This window comes from Geobacter pickeringii (genome assembly GCF_000817955.1).
GTDB classification, from domain to species: domain Bacteria; phylum Desulfobacterota; class Desulfuromonadia; order Geobacterales; family Geobacteraceae; genus Geobacter; species Geobacter pickeringii.
In genome coordinates this window covers 2,353,080-2,371,144 of the sequence record NZ_CP009788.1, presented here as the reverse complement: position 1 = coordinate 2,371,144, position 18,065 = coordinate 2,353,080, and the positions used below count along the sequence as shown (strand labels likewise).

19 protein-coding genes are annotated in these 18,065 nt (G+C 65.6%); 13 read left to right on the top strand and 6 right to left on the bottom strand.

Annotated elements, in window-relative coordinates; translation table 11 throughout:
- From opp4C to GPICK_RS10655, 6 genes are all read left to right on the top strand, one after another.
- On the top strand, nt 1-855 hold the full coding sequence (gene opp4C / locus GPICK_RS10680) for an oligopeptide ABC transporter permease (RefSeq protein ID WP_039743035.1): 855 nt from the start codon (nt 1-3) through the stop codon (nt 853-855).
- A 132-nt stretch (nt 856-987) separates the two neighbouring features.
- A complete protein-coding gene (locus tag GPICK_RS10675) occupies nt 988-1,512 on the top strand; it encodes a hypothetical protein (RefSeq protein ID WP_039743032.1) in 525 nt (174 codons plus the stop codon).
- 17 nt (nt 1,513-1,529) lie between these two features.
- Entirely contained in the window at nt 1,530-2,324 is a 795-nt protein-coding gene (locus GPICK_RS10670; RefSeq protein ID WP_039743030.1) for a M48 family metallopeptidase, read from the top strand.
- On the top strand, nt 2,324-3,226 hold the full coding sequence (locus GPICK_RS10665; RefSeq protein WP_052263406.1) for an ATP-binding protein: 903 nt from the start codon (nt 2,324-2,326) through the stop codon (nt 3,224-3,226). The genes GPICK_RS10670 and GPICK_RS10665 overlap by 1 nt, the downstream gene beginning before the upstream one ends.
- Before the next feature lie 100 nt (nt 3,227-3,326).
- On the top strand, nt 3,327-4,028 hold the full coding sequence (locus tag GPICK_RS10660; RefSeq protein WP_039743027.1) for a carbonic anhydrase: 702 nt from the start codon (nt 3,327-3,329) through the stop codon (nt 4,026-4,028).
- A gap of 204 nt (nt 4,029-4,232) precedes the next feature.
- Nucleotides 4,233-5,069: a rhomboid family intramembrane serine protease gene (locus tag GPICK_RS10655; RefSeq protein ID WP_039743024.1), complete on the top strand. Its 837-nt coding sequence runs from the start codon at nt 4,233-4,235 to the stop codon at nt 5,067-5,069.
- Nucleotides 5,070-5,088: 19 nt separating this feature from the next.
- Here GPICK_RS10655 and GPICK_RS10650 read toward each other — a convergent pair whose 3' ends face one another.
- Together GPICK_RS10650 and mnmH are read right to left on the bottom strand one after the other, a co-directional pair.
- Entirely contained in the window at nt 5,089-6,039 is a 951-nt protein-coding gene (locus GPICK_RS10650; protein ID WP_039743020.1) for a zinc metalloprotease HtpX, read from the bottom strand.
- A 1-nt stretch (nt 6,040) separates the two neighbouring features.
- Entirely contained in the window at nt 6,041-7,081 is a 1,041-nt protein-coding gene (mnmH, locus tag GPICK_RS10645; RefSeq protein WP_039743017.1) for a tRNA 2-selenouridine(34) synthase MnmH, read from the bottom strand.
- A 184-nt stretch (nt 7,082-7,265) separates the two neighbouring features.
- On the opposite strand from mnmH, the gene GPICK_RS10640 reads away from it, so the two are divergent.
- The 5 genes from GPICK_RS10640 (at nt 7,266) to GPICK_RS10620 (ending at nt 12,076) form a co-directional block, all read left to right on the top strand.
- A complete protein-coding gene (locus GPICK_RS10640) occupies nt 7,266-8,552 on the top strand; it encodes a class II fructose-bisphosphate aldolase (protein ID WP_039743014.1) in 1,287 nt (428 codons plus the stop codon).
- A gap of 88 nt (nt 8,553-8,640) precedes the next feature.
- Entirely contained in the window at nt 8,641-9,261 is a 621-nt protein-coding gene (locus GPICK_RS10635) for a LysE family translocator (RefSeq protein WP_039743011.1), read from the top strand.
- 25 nt (nt 9,262-9,286) lie between these two features.
- Complete coding sequence (locus GPICK_RS10630) at nt 9,287-9,544, top strand: hypothetical protein (RefSeq protein ID WP_039743009.1); 258 nt, start codon at nt 9,287-9,289, stop codon at nt 9,542-9,544.
- Between the two features lie 7 nt (nt 9,545-9,551).
- Nucleotides 9,552-10,367: an HD domain-containing protein gene (locus GPICK_RS10625; protein ID WP_039743006.1), complete on the top strand. Its 816-nt coding sequence runs from the start codon at nt 9,552-9,554 to the stop codon at nt 10,365-10,367.
- Between the two features lie 2 nt (nt 10,368-10,369).
- Nucleotides 10,370-12,076: an ArnT family glycosyltransferase gene (locus GPICK_RS10620; protein ID WP_052263405.1), complete on the top strand. Its 1,707-nt coding sequence runs from the start codon at nt 10,370-10,372 to the stop codon at nt 12,074-12,076.
- Here the strand turns inward: GPICK_RS10620 and GPICK_RS10615 are convergent.
- Both GPICK_RS10615 and GPICK_RS10610 read right to left on the bottom strand, forming a co-directional pair.
- Nucleotides 12,060-12,446: an HsmA family protein gene (locus GPICK_RS10615; protein WP_039743002.1), complete on the bottom strand. Its 387-nt coding sequence runs from the start codon at nt 12,444-12,446 to the stop codon at nt 12,060-12,062. The genes GPICK_RS10620 and GPICK_RS10615 overlap by 17 nt on opposite strands.
- Nucleotides 12,440-12,916 (bottom strand): tRNA (cytidine(34)-2'-O)-methyltransferase, encoded by a 477-nt coding sequence (locus GPICK_RS10610; protein WP_039743000.1) that lies wholly within the window; start codon nt 12,914-12,916, stop codon nt 12,440-12,442. Before GPICK_RS10610 ends, GPICK_RS10615 begins: the two co-directional genes overlap by 7 nt.
- A 175-nt stretch (nt 12,917-13,091) precedes the next feature.
- On the opposite strand from GPICK_RS10610, the gene serA reads away from it, so the two are divergent.
- On the top strand, nt 13,092-14,717 hold the full coding sequence (serA, locus tag GPICK_RS10605; RefSeq protein WP_039742997.1) for a phosphoglycerate dehydrogenase: 1,626 nt from the start codon (nt 13,092-13,094) through the stop codon (nt 14,715-14,717).
- Nucleotides 14,718-14,877: 160 nt separating this feature from the next.
- A complete protein-coding gene (gene fumC / locus GPICK_RS10600; RefSeq protein WP_039742994.1) occupies nt 14,878-16,263 on the top strand; it encodes a class II fumarate hydratase in 1,386 nt (461 codons plus the stop codon).
- Between the two features lie 95 nt (nt 16,264-16,358).
- On the opposite strand, the gene GPICK_RS10595 is transcribed toward fumC, so the two are convergent.
- Together GPICK_RS10595 and GPICK_RS10590 are read right to left on the bottom strand one after the other, a co-directional pair.
- Nucleotides 16,359-17,426 (bottom strand): 3-deoxy-7-phosphoheptulonate synthase, encoded by a 1,068-nt coding sequence (locus GPICK_RS10595; RefSeq protein ID WP_039742991.1) that lies wholly within the window; start codon nt 17,424-17,426, stop codon nt 16,359-16,361.
- Nucleotides 17,427-17,465: 39 nt separating this feature from the next.
- On the bottom strand, nt 17,466-18,065 hold the full coding sequence (locus tag GPICK_RS10590; protein ID WP_039742988.1) for a nicotinamidase: 600 nt from the start codon (nt 18,063-18,065) through the stop codon (nt 17,466-17,468).

Below are 18,065 nucleotides of genomic sequence, written 5' to 3'. Positions count from 1 at the left end.
ATGGCACTGCGCGAGAGCTGGTTCTACACCGTGTTCTGGCAGCGCTTCCGGGGCAACCGCCTCGCCGTGGCGGGGGGGATCGTGGTGCTGCTCCTCTTCATTCTCTCCTTTCTGGCGCCCGCCATCACCCCCTGGGAGCCCGACGCCATCGACGCCTACCACGTCCTGCTGCCGCCGTCCGCCGCCCACTGGTTCGGCACCGACGAGCTGGGGCGCGACGTCTTCACCCGCGTGATCTACGGGGCGCGGATCTCCCTCAAGGTCGGGTTCGTGTCGGTGGGTATCGCCGTCGCCATCGGGACGGTGCTCGGCCTGGTTTCCGGCTTTTACGGCGGGGTGGTCGATACCGTCATCATGCGCTTCGTCGACATCATGCTCTGCTTCCCGACCTTTTTCCTGATCCTGGCGGTGATCGCCTTCCTGGAACCCAGCATCTGGTATATCATGGCGATCATCGGCCTCACCGGCTGGATGGGGGTGGCGCGGCTCGTCCGGGCGGAGGTCCTGTCGCTGCGGGAGCGGGATTTCGTCGTGGCGGCCCGGGCCCTGGGCGCCTCCGATCTGCGGATCATCTTCCGGCATATCCTGCCGAACGCGGCGTCACCGGTCCTCGTCTCGGCCACCCTCGGCGTGGCGGGGGCGATCCTGACCGAGTCGGCCCTGTCGTTTCTCGGCATCGGCGTCCAGCCGCCGACCCCCAGCTGGGGGAACATCCTCACCGCCGGCAAGGATTACGTCGAGTTCGCCTGGTGGCTGTCGCTCTTTCCCGGCGTTGCCATCCTGGTGACGGTCCTCGCCTACAACCTGCTGGGGGAGGGGATCCGTGACGCCCTCGACCCGCGGCTGAACCGATAATTTCCCAATTGCCTTCGGGCTGACACTGTTCCCCTCATCCGGCCTTCGGCCACCTTCTCCCTGAGGGAGAAGGGTCCAGCGGAAGATTAGCGCTAATCAGGAAGTGGAAAGACACATCAACGAGGTAACCCTATGTCCGAATCCTATTCCCCCGCCATGGAGCTCGAAGGAGAGCTCGTCGTCAACAAGGACGATTTCGCCATCGTCAGCGTCGATGACGAGATCAGGGCCGACGGCCTCTGCCGCAAGCTCCTCTCCCGGTTCTACTTCTCGCTCCTCGAAGCAGGGATGACCCCCGAAGAGGCGACGGCCCTCGCCAACGGCGCCGACTACTACGTCCGCGACTTCGTGGTCGGCTACAAACACCGCAGCCTCTTCGACGAGCGGCGGGGGATCGTCCGGCAGTTCGCCGGCAACTGGTACATCGTCAATACCATCGAGCCGGCCGTCGAGGAGCTGGCGGGCCACCTGGCCGGCACACGGGCGTTCTACCGCTTCCTCGCCGAGCGCGGGGACATCTCTCCCGGATTCGACGCCGTCATTGCCGGGGAGTGCGACGATCTCGCCTACTACGCGGGGCGCATCCGAAGCTTCTGGGAGATCGAGGGGGGAGGATACGGCGAATGGGAGCGGGAATGCACGCTGAAAGATCGTTGAACGAAAGGGGGATCACCATGCGTTTCGCGAAACTGTTGTTGCTGCCGCTGCTTGCCGTCGGCCTCATTGCGGGGTGCGCCACCAACATGGGCGACATCCGCGGCTTCAACCTGATCTCACTCGACCAGGAGCGGGAATTGGGGAACAAGTTTGCCGCCGAGATCGAGAAACAGCAGCAGGTGCTGAACGATCCGGAGGTCCAGCGTTACGTGGAGCGGGTGGGGCGCCGGCTCCTGACGGGAACCCGGGAGGTGCAGTTCGATTTCGCTTTCAAGGTGGTGAAGGATGACAGCGTCAACGCCTTCGCCATTCCCGGCGGGCGGGTCTATGTCCAGACCGGTCTGCTCAAGGCGGCCGAAAGCGAAACCGAGCTCGCGGCGGTCATGGCTCACGAGATCAACCACGCCGTGGCCCGCCACGGCACCCGCCAGATGACCCAGCAGTACGGCTACTCGCTGGTCCTCTCCCTGGTTCTCGGCGACAATCCGAATCTCCTCGCCCAACTGGCGGCCCAGCTCTTCGGCAAGGCGGGAATGATGTCCTACAGCCGGGAATTCGAGAACCAGGCAGACTTCCTCGGCGTCGAGACCATGGCAAAGGCGGGCTACAATCCCCAGGGGATGGTGACCTTCTTCCGCAAGCTCGACAGCATGGGCCAGAGCAACCCCTCCTCGCTGGCCAAGTTCTTCTCCTCCCATCCCCTCACGTCCGAGCGGATCCAGCGGGTCCAGGCGGAGATTGCCGACCTTCCTCAGAAGAGCTACCCCGCCGTGGACAATGCCGAGTTCCGGCGGATCAAGGGGCGGCTGTAATGGGGGGCAACCGCGAAGGCGCGATCGGCCGCTGGGACGCCGTTGCCGACCGCCTCGGGCAGATTCTCGATCGGGTGGATCGGGTCCTTGACCGCTCCGTCCCCCCCGCGGCGCCGGAGCCCGAGCTCTTCGACCGCCACATCGCCTTCCGCTGGCGGCGGATCGGCACCGGCGGGGCGTTCGAGCCGGTGGAGCATCCCCACCTCCCCGACCTCGGAGATCTCGTCGGCATCGATTTTGCCGTGGAGGACCTGGTGCGGAACACGGAGCAGTTCGTCGCGGGTTTTTCGGCCAACAACGTGCTCCTTTGGGGGGAGCGGGGGACCGGCAAGTCGACCTGTGTCAAGGGGGTCCTGCGCCGCTTTGCCGATCGGGGGCTCCGCCTCGTGGAGGTGCAGCGGGACGACCTCCTCACCCTGCCGGCGATCATCGGCACCCTGCGGACCGTCCCCCGGCGCTTCATCCTCTTCTGCGACGATCTTTCCTTCGGCGAGGGGGAGGGGGCCTACCGCGAGCTGAAGGTTCTTCTGGAAGGAGGGATCGAGGCTCGGCCGGAGAATATCCTCTTCTACGCCACCTCCAACCGCCGGCACCTGATGCCGGAGCGGATGGAGGAGAATCTCGGGGGGGAGATCCATCCGGAGGAGGCGGTATCGGAAAAGCTCTCCCTAGCCGACCGTTTCGGGCTGAACCTGAGCTTCTACCCTTTCAACCAGGAGACCTACCTGGCGATCGTGGAGCGCTATGCGGCAACGTTCTCCCTGCCGGTGGAGCGGGAGCAGCTGCGCCGTGAGGCCCTTCAGTGGGCACTCTGCAAGGGAAACCGTTCGGGGCGCGCCGCCCGCCAGTTCATCGACGATCTGGCGGGGCGACTGCGGGTGCGGCTGACGGACGGACGCTAACGGTGCGGGAAGCCCCCTGAGCGAAGCCTCCGCGATTGACTTGAGTTTTGGTTAGTGATAATTAATTATCTATTCTCATTACGGTCAGGAGGGTTTGCGCATGAAGAGTAGGAGAAGCAGCATTGTACGTTTTGTCATCGGTACGGCGGTGACGGTATCGGCAGCGGTGGCGTTCGCCTCCGGCGGCGGTGTCGGGGTGACGGCCGACGAGGCGCTCCAGCGGCTCATGGACGGCAACAAGCACTACGTGGAAGGACAGCTGGGGGCCTGCCGCGAGAGCGATGCGGCAAAGCGGGAGTCCCTCGCCACGGGGCAGAAGCCGTACGCCATCATCCTCTCCTGTTCCGACTCCCGGGTCCCTCCCGAAATCGTCTTCGACAAGAGCATGGGGGAGATTTTCGTTGTCCGGGTGGCGGGGAACGTTCCCGACCCCGTCGTGCTCGGGAGCATCGAATACGCGGCGGAGCACATCGGCTCTCCCCTCATCATGGTCCTTGGCCACGAGCGGTGCGGTGCCGTGACCGCCGCCGTCGACGCCAAGGGGAAGCCGGAAGGGAATATCGGCGCCATTGTCAAGACCATCGCGCCGGCGGTGAGGAAGGCGAAGGCCGAGGCGAAGGGGAAGAGCAAGGCCGAACTGGTGGAGGCCGCCTGCGAGGCCAACGTGAAGCTCGTCGCCCGGAGCCTGACGAAGCGGTCGCCGGTCATCGCCAAACTGGCCAAGGAAGGGAAGATCAAGATCGTCACCGCCAAGTACGATCTTGACGACGGCAAGGTCTCCCTCCTCGACGAAAAGAAGTAACCCGGCCTGTACCGGCACGAAAGCCCGCTTCGGCGGGCTTTTTCTTTTGGGGGATTCGGGGGGCATCCTGCGGTTCATGCCTTGCGCGGAGCGGCCATCCGCGGTACCATGCCGTAACTGCCCGTTGCCCGGCCGACACGGACCGCACCGTCCGGCGGCCCGGTCCGACGGTGACTGCCTGATCCCAACCGACGAGGTTTTCCCATGACCAGTGCCGAGCGCCGCTCGATCCTCTGTCCCAACTGCCGCAGGCTCATCAGCCGCGATGAGCCCTCCTGCCCCTGGTGCGGCACGAGCCGCCCCGGCTCCTGGCTGAAAAACAATCCCTTCACCCGCAGCATCGGCAGCGCCGACCGGCTCGTCCGTCTCATCATCACCGTCAACGTGGTAATGTTCGTGGTGTCGCTTCTCGTCAGCCGCCGTGCTCCCGGCATGGGGGGGCTCTTCACGGCGCTCTCGCCCGACTGGCGAAGCCTCCTCGCCCTCGGCGCCACCGGCGTCATTCCCATCGACCGCTATGGCCGCTTCTGGTCACTGCTCTCCGCCAATTATCTCCACGGCGGGCTGCTGCACATCCTCTTCAACATGATGGCGCTCCGCCAGATCGCCCCCCTGGTGGCCCAGGAGTATGGCACCTGGCGGATGGTCTCGATCTATACCCTGGCCGGGGTGTGCGGCTATCTCCTCTCCTACGTCGCGGGGGTCGGCTACACCATCGGCGCATCGGCGGCCGTCTGCGGGCTCATCGGCTCCCTCCTCTATTACGGGAAGAGCAGGGGAGGGGTGTACGGGCAGGCGGTCTTTCGCGAGGTGGGGGGATGGGTGGTGGGGCTCTTCCTCTTCGGCCTCGTGGTGCCGGGAATCAACAACTGGGGCCATGGGGGTGGAGTGGTCGGCGGGATCGTCGTGGGATTCGTGCTGGGCTACCGGGAGCGGCGCCAGGAGAGTCTGCTGGACAAGTTCCTCGCCGCGGTCTGCATTCTCGCCACCGTAGCGTCGCTCGCCCTCGGCCTGGTGTCGGCCTGGTTCACCTTTGTCTGAGGGGTGGGGGGGCCGATGGTCAGTGCCAGAGCCCGCTCAGGTGGCGCCGGGGCCTTCGCGTGACCTCTTCCAGGTGGGGAGCCAGCGTCCCCCCCTCCCCATCGGCTCCGGTCAGGGGTTCCCGGTCGGGGTACAGCTCGTGCTCGACCTCGGCGAGCCGGCGGATCCGCTCGTCGGTCACCGGATGGGTGCGCAGCAGCGACGGCTCGACGGTCGTGCGGCCGGGGATGAGGGCCCGCTTCAGGAGCCTCTGCTGGTGCGCCTCCAGCTTGGCCAGGGCCGAGGCGAGGCCGGCCGGGTCGCCGCTCAGGCGGGCGCCGGAGAGATCGGCTTCGTATTCGCGGGTGCGGGAAAGGGAGAGCTGGAGCAGGGCGCTGACGGTCGGCGCGAACATCATGAGGATGATCGGCACCCAGGGCATGGCGTATTCGCCGAGGATGAAGAGGGGGAGGTTGATCAGGACCAGAAGCTGGCCGAGGAGCGAGATCAGGCGCGTGAGGCGGTTCACCACGTCGGCGAAGCTCATGACCCAGGTGTCGCCGCTGCCGATGTGGCTCATCTCGTGCCCCAGGACCCCCACCAGTTCCCGCAGGGTAAGGAGGCGCAGAATCCCGTCGCTCACGGCGATGGCCGCGTTGCTGCCGCTGCCGATGGAGAAGACGAGGGGAGCGGTGCTCGGGATGTAGTGAAGGCGGGGGACGGTGTCGAGGTCGGCGCGGCGGGCGAGCTCCCGGATGATGGCGTGGAGTTGGGGCGACTCGGCGGCGGCGAGGGGGCGGGCCCGGTACATCTTCAGGACGAGGGCCGGATAGATGCGGATGCTGGCCACCAGGGGGATGATCCCGACGCAGAGCGCCCACGCGATGCCGTAGATCCCGGCGAAGAACCAGCCGAGGGAGAGGAGCAGTCCCACCATTCCGAGGACGAGAACCGCTGACCGCACCAGGTTGCGCAGGCTCCGTCCGGCCATGTCAGCGTACCGCAGTGCCCCAGTCGCGCGTCGCGAGGAACTGTTCCAGCTCCCGCTGGGCCGCGTCGAAATCCTCCAGCGCGATCGTCGCGTCCTCCGTCCATTCCCGGGTCTTGTAGTAGAGCTTGTCGTAGTACCCCCGGATCAATCCTTCCATGAACGGCGCCATCTCCCAGCGCTCGAGATGGCCGGCGAGCTCCTCGTACCGGTCGCCGCCGAGCTTCTTCCGGATGCGCAGGAGCGCCTCCGCCATCCCCTCGCGATATTCGGGAAGCCCGTATTCCTCCATGAGTCGCGCCACCCGTGTCTCCACCGATGCCACGCACCAGATCTTCACGCTCTCCCGCATGACCTCGTACAGGTTCCCTGGCAGGGTCATCCTGCCGATCCGCCGGCTCTCCCCCTCGACGATAACCGGCCGATCGGCGGGAAGCCGCCGGAAGGCATCCCAGAGCAGGGTTTCGAAGCGTTTCTGGGTAAGGCTCTGGGAGAGTCCCAACTCGCCGAAGGCCGAGCCGCGGTGGTTGGCAAGCCCCTCCAGGTCCACGGTGGAATGTCCTGCCGCCGCCAGCTTGAGCAGCAGGGTGGTCTTGCCGATGCCGGTCATGCCGTGGAGGACCACCAGCGGGGCGGGAGGGCGGAACGGCTCGAAATATTCCGTCACCACGGTGCGAAACGCCTTGTAACCGCCGACGAGCTGTACGGCGTCGTGGCCGGTCAGGTCGAGGATCGACGTAACCGTCTTGCTCCGCAGTCCTCCGCGCCAGCAGTAGACGAGGATCGGCCGGCCGGCGGCATGGGCGACGATCTCCGCCACCATGGCCGGGAAGCGGTGGGCCGTGAGCTCCAGCCCGCGGCGGCGCGCTTCGAGGGGGCCCACCTGTTTGTACAGCGTGCCGATCTCGACCCGCTCCTCGTTGGTGAGGAGCGGCACGTTGAGGGCACCGGGGATGTGGTCTTCCTCGAACTCCAGAGGGGTGCGGACGTCCACCGGCAGGTGGGTGTCGAGGAGCGATTCGTGAAAGGGTACGGTTTGGGGCACGGGGTTCTCCTTGCAAGCCGGGCCATTATACGGAGGGGCGGGGGGGATTGCAAGGGATGGCCGCGGCTGTGTTGAACGTAGCCGTTCAGGCCGATTGTTACTTGATTTACGGAGGGTTACGTGCTATGAAAGACGGAATTTTGTCCGGCTGAAATTTATTCACTACTCATAAAGGGAGGTTGCAATGGCTGCACAGTACTCCGCTGATTTCGAGAAGGCCCTCCAGGTTGGCCGCCCGCCCACCATCAAGAAGCTTTTCCCCAACTCCAAGGCGCTCATCGTGAGCGGCAAGGTGGTGGACCGTGCCATGATCGCCAAGGGAAAGGCGATCACCATGGCTGCCAACGGCCGCAACTACTTCGTCATCCGCGGTGTCCTCATGGCCGCCCAGCGCGCCAACTGCCCGATCATCATCGAGATCGCCAAGTCCGAGGGGGGGCAGAAGGCTTACTGCGCCGTCAACTACTGGAACATGGCCCGCATTGTGGATGCCCTCTGCAACGAGCTCGGCATCACCGTGCCGGTGGCGATCCACGCCGACCACTACGGGATCAAGAACGACAAGGATCTGAAGGCGGCCATGGTGGAGATCCCGACCATGTTCGAGGCGGGGATTACCTCCATCGCCATCGACGCCTCCCACCTCCCCGACGACCAGAACCTCCTCGCCAACCTCGCCATCAACCCGGCGATCCCCGCCTGGGCCGGCCTCGAAACCGAAGTGGGAGAGATCAAGGGTAACCAGGGGCTCTCCACGGTGGACGAGGCGAAATTCCTCATCCAGGGACTCAACGCCCGCGGCATCTTCCCGGACTGGATCGCCCTCAACAACGGCACCACCCACGGGATTGAGGCCTCCGATGCCGGTATCCAGGTGGGGCTCACCGCCGAGATCCATCAGGCCCTCGCCCCCTACAAGGTGAACGGCGCCCAGCACGGCACCTCGGGCAACAGTTCCGAGCGCCTGCGGGAGATCGCCAACCGGACCGCCACCACCAAGGCCAACGTCGCCACGGCGCTCCAGATGATCTCCTGGGGCCTTGAGGTGAACGATTACGGCAACGCCCAGCTCGACGCCGCCGGCAACTTCATCAAGGTGGCCGGCGAGGGGATGACCGAGGAGCTGTGGGCCGAGGTGGTCGCCTACGCCGAGTCGAAGGGGTGGAAGAAGGGGGATTACAAAAACCTGAACCTTCCGTTCGAGAACAAGCTGCTGGCGCAGCCGACCGAGATTCGCGAGCGGATGGCCAAGCGGGTGGAGGAGTTCGCCTACAAGATGCTGACCGAGGTCCTCAATGCCGCTGACACCGCGCCGCTGGCCATCGCGGCAATCATCGCCGCCGGCTCCCATGACGTGGGCCCCAAGGGAAGCCCCATCGAGAAGGCAGGCGACTGGACCGACGAGAAGATCGTCGAGCGGGCCAAGACCATCGCCAGCGACAAGGGGCCGGCGGGGAACTTCGACGATTAGTACTGCCCTTGCAGATTGAGTGGGAGGGGGGCGCAAGCCCCCTTTTCCGTGTCTGGCGGCCTCCGCAGCCGCCGGTGCAGGTGAGACCATGACCAACCTGACTGTATTTTTCGTTTCCGTCATCCTGGTGACCATTGCCCCGGGGCCGGACATCATCTACGTCCTCACCCGGGGGGTGAGCCAGGGGAAGCGGGCGGGGCTCGCCGCCGCGGCCGGCTTCAGCACCGGCTGCATCTTTCACACGGCCCTGGCTGCCGTCGGCATCTCGGCCCTCATCCGCTCCTCCGAGGTTGCCTTCACCGTCATCCGGCTGGCGGGGGCTGCGTACCTGGTCTATCTCGGGATCGGGGCGCTGCGCAGCAGGGGAGGGGCCCTGATCGGCGCATCCACGGAAGCGCCTCCCCTCGGGTCGATCTACCGCCAGAGCATCGTCGCCAACATCCTCAACCCGAAAGTGACCCTCTTTTTCCTCGCCTTCCTCCCCCAGTTCGTCGCTCCGGGTTCCGGGAGCGTCGGGCTCCAGCTCATGGGGCTCGGCCTGATCTTCATGGCGGTGACGATCACGGTTTTCGGCGCGGTGGCCCTGTGTGCCGGCCTCATCGGCGACTGGCTGCGCCGTACCCCCGCCGTGGCCGGAAGGATCCAGGCCCTCGCCGGCCTGACCTTCATCGGCCTTGGCATCCGCGTCGCCCTTCCCGACGTGAAGTGAACGGCACAATGCGGAGGTCGTCCCCGTGAAGTTCTATCGCAAGGAAGAGTCCCGGTTGAAGTTCCCGTTCCTCGTCGCCGGCGCCGCCATCGGTGCGCTGGCGGGGGTCTGGTACCTCGTCTGCAGTTCCCGGGGGCTGACCCTCCTGGGGGCCGCGGCGATTCCCGAGCCGCTCTGGCGGCGGCTGGTGAACGGAGCACTGATGGTCTTTGCCGCCGTTTATGGGGCGAACATTGTGCGCCGCCTCGTTGAATTCGCAACCCACGATACAAAGGATAGTTGATCTGCCAATGGATGATGCCACCCTTTCCGCGCTCCGCTGCTGGTTCCGCGATTATTGCCGCACCTTTTACACCGACAACGAGGATGACAACCGGAACATCCGTCTCAAGGAGGAGCATACCGCCCAGGTCTGCGCCACCATGGAGCTCCTCGCCGATTCTCTCGCCCTCGCACCCGCCGATCGCCGTCTCGCCGCCGCGGTGGCCCTCTTTCACGATGTGGGGCGGTTCGAGCAGTTCCGCCGCTACCGCACCTTCAAGGACAGTGCGTCGGTCAACCACGCCGCCCTCGGCGCCCGGGTTCTGGCAGAGGAAGGGGTGCTTGCGGGGGTCGCGGAAGGGGAACGGCGGCTCATCGCCAGCACCGTGGGGCTGCACAACGTCTTCCGCATCCCGGCGGGGCTGGACGAGCGGCACCTGCTTTTTCTCCGGCTGATCCGTGATGCCGACAAGCTGGACATCTGGCGGGTCTTCATCGAGTTCTATCGCCAGCCGGCGGGGGAGCGCGCGTCGGCCGTGAGTCTTGGTTTTCCCGACATCCCCCATTGCACGCCGGCGGTGGTCGACACGCTCCTGGGGGGCGAGATGGTCGATCTCGCCACCCTCCGGACCCTGAACGATTTCAAGCTCCTCCAGCTCTCCTGGGTGTTTGATCTCAATTTCTCCTGTTCCCGTCAGGTGGTACGGGAGCGGGGCTACGTCGAACTCATTGCCGATATGATCCCCCGTCAAGGTGATGTGGCGCGGGCCATCGAGGTGGTCCGGGACGCTCTTTCTCCCCGGGAGCCCGACTCCGGTGCCGCCGGCGCGGTGGGGAGGTGCTGACGGTGGCCGAAGAAGTGAAGGAAGCGGCAGCCGTCGGAGCGTCGGGGCATGAAGGGGAGGATAGTGGCCGTTCGGCAGGTATCTGGTGGGTCGTGGCGCTCTGCCTTGCCTGGATCGTGCCGGGGCTCGTGGGGCATGACCCCTGGAAGGCCGATGAGCCGTACACCCTGGGGCTGGTCAACCACATCCTCCAGACCGGAGACTGGGTGGTACCGACGCTGGCGGGGGAGCCGTTTCTTGAGAAGCCCCCCCTCTTTTTCATCACGGCGGCCGGTTTCGCCCGCACCTTCTCGCCGCTCCTGCCGCTTCACGATGCCGCGCGCCTTGCCGGCGGCTTCTACTCGCTGGTGGCGCTCCTCTTTGCCGGGCTCACGGGCCGGGAGCTCTTCGGCAGGGGAAGGGGGCGGGTAGCGGCGTTTCTCGTCCTGGGGTGCATCGGTCTTCAGCCCACCGCCCACAAGCTGATTACCGATACGGCTCTCTTTGCCGGTTTTTCGGTGGCCCTCTACGGACTGGCGCTCAGTCGCCGGCGCTGCCTTGCCGGCGGCGCTCTCCTCGGGACCGGCACCGGCATGGGATTCATGGCCAAGGGGCTCCTGGCGCCGGGGCTTCTCGGCTTCACGGCGCTGGCCCTCCCGCTGGTGGCTAAGGAGTGGCGGAGCCGCCGGTACGCCGCGACCCTGGCGACGGCCCTGGCAGCAGTGGTGCCGTGGCTCACTGTCTGGCCCGTGGCCCTCTACCTCAAGGCGCCCCGCCTGTTCGACGAATGGATGTGGGTCCAGAACTTCGGGCGGTTCCTGGGGCACAACGACCTGGGCCCCAAGAACAAGGTCGGCTTCTATTTCTATACCCTGCCGTGGTACGCCTGGCCGGCGTTCCCCCTGGCGCTCCTCGTTATCTGGCGGGAGCGGCCGTGGCGCCGGAGCGATTCACCGCTGTTTCTCCCCTTCACGGCATTCGTGGTCATGCTGGCACTCCTGAGCCTTTCCCGCGATGCGCGGAGCCTCTATACGCTGCCGTTGCTCCTGCCGCTGGCGCTTCTGGCGACCCCCGGGGAGAAAATGCTCGCCGGTCGTTTCGCCGCATGGCTCAATGGTGCGGCGCTTGTGGTTCCGGCTCTGGCGGCGCTCCTCCTGTGGGGGGGGTGGCTCGTCATGACAGCCGGTGTCCCTGCGGCAGTTGCCGGGGAGATCCTCCGGAAGCACCCCCACGTGCCGGTGGTGCGCCCCCTGTTGTTGGCCGCGGCGCTTGTTTACACCGTCGGCTGGGTACTGGTCGTCAGGCGATGGCGGCATCTCCCGGAGCGTTTCGCTGTCATCTGGGGGGCGGGGCTGGTCATGGCATGGGGGGTGGCGATGACGCTCTGGCTCCCCTGGCAGGATGCGGGGCGGAGCTACCGGGAGGTGACGGCGTCCCTCGCGCGGGTACTCCCTCCCGGCGCCTGCATCTCCAGCAAGGGGCTCGGCGAATCCGAGCGGGCGATGTTCGAGTATCGGGCAGGCGTCGTTACGAAGCGGGTGGAGGTCGGGGCTCCCGTCGACTGCACCTTCCACCTCGACCAGCTGAGGAAAGAGCTGAAGGAACTCCCTCCCGCGGCGGGATGGGAGAAGGTCTGGGAGGGACGGCGGCCCGGCTGCAAGAACGAGCGGTTCATCCTCTGGCGCCGCGGCGAAACGGTCGGCCGGACCGGGCTCAGTGCCGGGCCATGACCCGCCCCATCCCTGCCAGGGCACCGCTGGCGAAGGCGATGCACCAGAGGGTATAGATGGTGAGGCTCACCCGGTGGAAGGTGCGGTTGACCCGCTCGGCCCGGCGGGCGAGGGCGGCGGTGAGGGCGAGGAGAAAGTGGAATCCCATCCCCGCCAGGGAGAGGAATCCGGTGAGGTTGTGCCACTCGGGGGCCTTGCCGTAGAGCCGGGCGTAGACGCTCATCTCGCTGGTGCCGAGGTAGTCGAAGAGGAGCCCGATCCCGAAGACGATCAGGTGCTTCGCATGGAGCCCTTCCCGCCGGCCGCTGAAGACGGCATAGGTGTAGAAGAGGAGCGCCAGGCTCATGTAGAGGATGCCGATCTTCAGCATCCTTCGAGCTTCCCGGTCTGGCGCAGCGCCTCGTAGAGGACGATTCCCGCCGAGGTGGAGAGATTGAGGCTGCGGACCTTGCCGAAGATCGGAATCCGCACCGTATGTTCCCGGTTGGCTTCGAGAAGCTCCTCCGGCAATCCCACCGTTTCCTTCCCGAACACGATGAAATCCCCCTCCCGGAATCCCGCCTCCACGTGGCTCTTCGCCGCTTTCTTGCTCGTGTAGAGGAACCTGCCGTCAGGATAGGCCCGCTGCAGCTCGTCGAGGCTCTCCCAGTAGTGGATCTCCACCTCGCTCCAGTAGTCGAGGCCGGCCCGCTTCAGCTGCCGGTCGTCGGTGGAAAAGCCGAGCTTCCCCACCAGGTGGAGCACGGTGCCGGTGGCGCCGCAGAGGCGGGCGATGTTGCCGGTGTTGGGGGGGATCTCCGGTTCGACGAGGACGATGTGGAATGGCTGGTAAGGCTGCATGGTCGGTCCGATGGGTTGAGTGCCCGCGTATACCGCTTCGGGCTGCTTGCCGGTCTTGCATTTTTCGATGGGCGGGTCTATTATTAGCGCTTCTTCGCGTCCTCGCAAAGCACTTTCTTGCCCCAGGGCATTTCCAGCGCGCATCACGACAATCCACTCACACAAGGGAGCAGCAATGAAGATCATCGTTACCGACGAGGTTGCCCAGGAAGGTTTGGCACTTCTGGCCCAGGACCCGCGGGTCGAAATCGACGTGAAACTCGGCCTCAAGAAGGAAGAGCTGCACGCCATCATCGGAGAGTACGACGCGATCATCACCCGGAGCGGCACCACCGTGGACAAGGAGCTCCTCGACGCCGGCAAAAAGCTCAAGATGGTGGCCCGGGCCGGGGTCGGCATCGACAACGTGGATGTGGACTACGCCTCGTCCCGCGGCGTGATCGTGGTGAACGCTCCCTTCGGCAACACCAACAGCGCGGCTGAGCACGCCATGGCGCTGCTCCTCTCCTTCTGCCGCAACGTGACCAGGGCGAACGCGAGCCTCAAGGGGGGGGAGTGGAAGCGCGCCCCCTTCACCGGCTACGAACTCAAGGGGAAGACCGCCGGGGTCATCGGCCTCGGGAAGGTCGGCGGGCGGGTCGCCACCCGGCTCAAGGCGTTCGAGTGCGAGGTCCTCGCCTGCGACCCATACATCGCCGTCAAGCGTGCCCACGACCTTGGCGTGAAGCTCGTCTCCCATGACGAGATCTACAAAAACTGCGATATCATCACCGTCCATACCCCCCTCACCGACGAAACCCGCAACATGATCGGCGAGCGTGAGCTGGCCATGATGAAGGACGGCGTCATCATCATCAATGCCGCCCGCGGCGGGATCATCGAGGAGAAGCCGCTCCTCAAGTATCTGGAGTCGGGGAAGATCACCGGCGCCGCCATCGACGTCTTCAGCGTGGAACCCCCGAAGACCGACGACCTGAAGGCCCTCATCGCCCATGAGCGGGTGGTCGTGACCCCGCACCTGGGAGCCAACACCTTCGAGGCCCAGGTCAACGTGGCGGTTGACGTCTCCAAGGAGATCCTCAACTATCTCGACGACCAGCCCCTGGAGAACGCGGTGAACATCCCGCGGTTCGACATGTCCCTCATGGACCAGATGCGGCCGTTCCTCAACCTGACGAATGTCATGAGCGAGTTCGTCATCCAGCTCGTCGACGCGAACATCAATACGGTAACCTTCACCTACGCCGGGAACATTGCCCACTACGACTGCACGCCGCTCACCGTCTGTGGCCTTGCCTCCCTCATGAACCGGATGGTCGAGCAGGACGTGAACATGGTGAACGCCTCTCTCATCGCCGAAAATATGGGGATCACCGTTAACGAGAACAAGACCACCCAGTCCCCCTCCTTTTCCAATATGATCACCCTCACCATCGAGGGGGGCGGGAAGAAGCGGACCATCTCGGGGACCCTTTTCGAGGGGATGCCGCGAATCGTCAATCTGCGCGACTATCAGGTCGACTTTGCCCCCGAGGAGCATATGCTCCTTCTCACCTACGGCGACCGGCCGGGGATGATCGGCAAGATCGGCACGATCCTGGGGGTGAGCGACATCAACATCGCCTCCATGCACCTGGGACGGCGGGAAAAGCAGGGTGAGGCGATGGTCCTCCTCTCCCTCGACTCGGCGGTTTCCCCCGCGGTCATCGAGGAGCTGCGGACGGCGACCGAAGCCGCCTTCATCAAGCCGATTCACATGCCCGGCGTCCGTTGCAGCCGCGGCTGCGGTTGCGGCATCTGAGCAGGGCGCCCGTCGAATCCCTGTCTGACTATGAAGCCCCGGCCTGCGCCGGGGCTTTTTCGTTGCGCGATGCGGGAGAAATGCTAGGCTTGTGGAGTCGGCACCACGGGAAAAGGGGGGAGAGGTGAGGAACCGAGTATTGTCTGGGGGAGAGAGCCGGATGGAGCGGGACAGCATGGGGGAGGTCGCGGTGCCGGCCCATGCCTACTGGGGGGCGCAGACGCAGCGCTCGCTCATTCATTTTGCCATCGGTGATGATCCGATGCCGCTGGAGGTGGTCCGGGCGCTGGCTGTCGTCAAGAAGGCTGCGGCCCTCGTCAACGTCGAGACGGGGCGACTCACCGCGGAGAAAGGGAGGCTCATCGCGGCGGCCGCCGACGAGGTCGTCGACGGGAAGCTCGATCCCCATTTCCCCCTGAGCGTCTGGCAGACCGGCAGCGGCACCCAGACGAACATGAACGTGAACGAGGTGATCGCCAACCGCGCCATCGAGCTCGCCGGCGGGGTCCTCGGTTCCCGGAGCCCCGTCCATCCCAACGACGACGTCAACATGTCCCAGTCGTCCAACGACGTCTTCCCGACTGCCATGCACATCGCCGCCGCGCTCCTGATCCACGGGGGGCTCATTCCCGCGGTGGAGCGGCTCCGGGATGCCATCGAGGCGAAGGGGAGGGAGTTCGCCGACGTGGTGAAGATCGGCCGCACCCATCTGCAGGACGCCACCCCTCTTACGGTGGGCCAGGAGATGTCGGGGTGGGCGAGCCTGCTGGAACGCGATATTACGCGGCTGCTGCAGGGTCTCGACGGGCTCTGGGATCTGGCCATCGGCGGCACGGCGGTCGGCACCGGCCTCGCGGCCCGCCCCGACTTCGGGCAGCGGGCGGCGGAGCGGATCGCCTCCCTGACGGGGCTTCCGTTTCGCTCCCATCCCAACAAGTTTGCGGCCCTCTCGGCCCATGACGAACTGGTCTTCGTCCACGGCACCCTCACCACTCTGGCCGGCTCCCTCATGAAGATCGCCAACGATATCCGCCTCCTCGCCTCGGGACCCCGCTGTGGCATCGGCGAGCTGCAAATCCCCGAGAACGAGCCGGGCTCATCCATCATGCCGGGGAAGGTGAACCCGACCCAGTGCGAAGCGATGACCATGGTGGCGGCGCAGGTCATGGGGAACGGCACGGCGGTGGCCATCGCCGGCTCCCAGGGGAATCTGGAGCTGAACGTCTTCAAGCCGGTCATCATCCATAACGTCCTCCGCTCGGCAGCGCTCCTCGGCGACGCGTGCCGCTCCTTCACCGACCATCTCGTGGTGGGGATGGAGGTCGACCGGCAGCGGACCGCCGAGCATCTCCGCAACTCCCTGATGCTCGTCACCCCGCTCTCGCCACGGATCGGCTACGACAAGGCCGCCCGGATCGCCCATACCGCCTACGCGGAGGGGACGACGCTCCGGGAGGCGTGCCTGAAGCTCGGCTATCTCTCCGCCGCGGAGTTCGATGCCTTGGTCCGCCCCGAGGAGATGACCCGGCCGGACCGCACCGACTGAGGAGAGACGCGGGGACCTGCCCCGACACCGAAGAGAAAAGCCCCGGCAGATGATCCCGCCGGGGCTTTCGTGTTTTCGGGGTGGCGCGGGGGGCGTCAGCCGTGGAGGGGGCGCCCGCCGCATTTCTTCAGCCGGTCGTGGGCCCGGCGCAGCACCGCTTCGGTCGTTTTCCAGTCGATGCATTTGTCGGTGATGGAGACCCCGTACTTGAGCTGGGAGAGATCTGTCGGGATCGCCTGGTTTCCCTCTTCGAGGAAGCTCTCGATCATGACGCCGGAGATGGAGCGGTTGCCGGCGGCGATCTGCTCGATGACCGACTCCAGCACCTCCGGCTGCTTCTCGTGCCGTTTCTCCGAATTGCCGTGGCTGCAGTCTACCATCAGGGTGGGGAAGAGCCCCCCCTTTTCGAGCATCTCCTCGGACTTCCTGATGTCTTCGGGGGAGTAGTTCGGCTTTTTCCCTCCCCGCAGCACGATGTGGACATCGGGGTTGCCGGTGGTCTGGATGATGGAGCTTTTCCCGTCGCGGTTGATGCCGAGGAAGCTGTGGGAGTGGTGCGCGGCGATCATGGCGTCGATCGCCACCTGGAGGCTGCCGTCGGTGCCGTTCTTGAACCCCATGGGGAACGAGAGGCCGCTTGCCAGCTCGCGGTGGGTCTGGGATTCGGTGGTGCGGGCGCCGATGGCTCCCCAGGAGATGAAGTCGGCCAGATAGTCGGGGGTGATCGGGTCGAGCATCTCGCTGGCGATCGGCAGGAGCCGGTCGGTGATCTCGCAGAGGAGCCGCCGGGCGATGCCGAGCCCCTTGGAGATCTGGTGGGTGCCGTTCATATCCGGGTCGTTGATGATCCCCTTCCAGCCGACGGTGGTGCGGGGTTTCTCAAAGTAGACCCGCATCACGATGAAGAGTTGATCCGAGAGTTCGCCGGCGAGCCGGGCGAGCCGTTCCGCGTAGTCGAGGGCCGCCTTGGGGTCGTGGATCGAGCAGGGGCCCACCACCACCATGAGGCGCCGGTCCTTCCCCCTGAGGATGTTCTTGATGTGGGACCTGCTGGCGTTGACGAACTCCGCCGTCTCCTCTGTCTGCGGGAAGACCTGGCGCAATTCCGCCGGCGCGATGATGGGGGTGATGCTCCTGATCTTGAGGTTGCTGGTTTTGATCATGGTTAATGGTGCCCTTTCAGATGGTGAAATAGCCGCACATCAGTTCGATAACAGTTCCGCTATGGTGGCGAGGGTTGCCTGCCGGGCGCCGGCGGAGGTCATTTGCGCCACCGCCTGTGATGAGTCGCCCGGGTTCAGCTCGACCCCCCGGACCGCATCTTCCAGCAGCGTCACCGACAGCCCGTGCCGCACCCCCTCCAGCACCGACTCCTTGACGCAGTAGTCGGTGGCGAGCCCCCCCACGTAGAGCTTCGATATCCCCATCTCCTTCAGGAGAACGGGGAACGGGACCCCGCTTTCGGTCACCCCCTGGAAGGCCGAGTAGTCGTCCCGTGCCGGGTCCATCCCCTTGGAGATGATGATGGTATCGGAAGGGAGCGCCAGAAGCGGGTGGAAGCGGGCTCCCTCGGTGCCGCGGATGCAGTGTGCCGGCCAGATTCCGCCGTAGTCGCGGAAGTGGGTGGTTGTGGGGGGATGCCAGTCGCGGGAGGCAAAGACCGGCAGCCCTTTGGCCCTGAACAGGGTGAGGTACTGGTTCAGCACCGGGACCACCGCGTCCCCCCCGGGGACGGCCAGCAGCCCGCCGGGGCAGAAGTCGTTCTGGACATCGACGATCAGCAGGGCAGAGTCCTTGTTCAT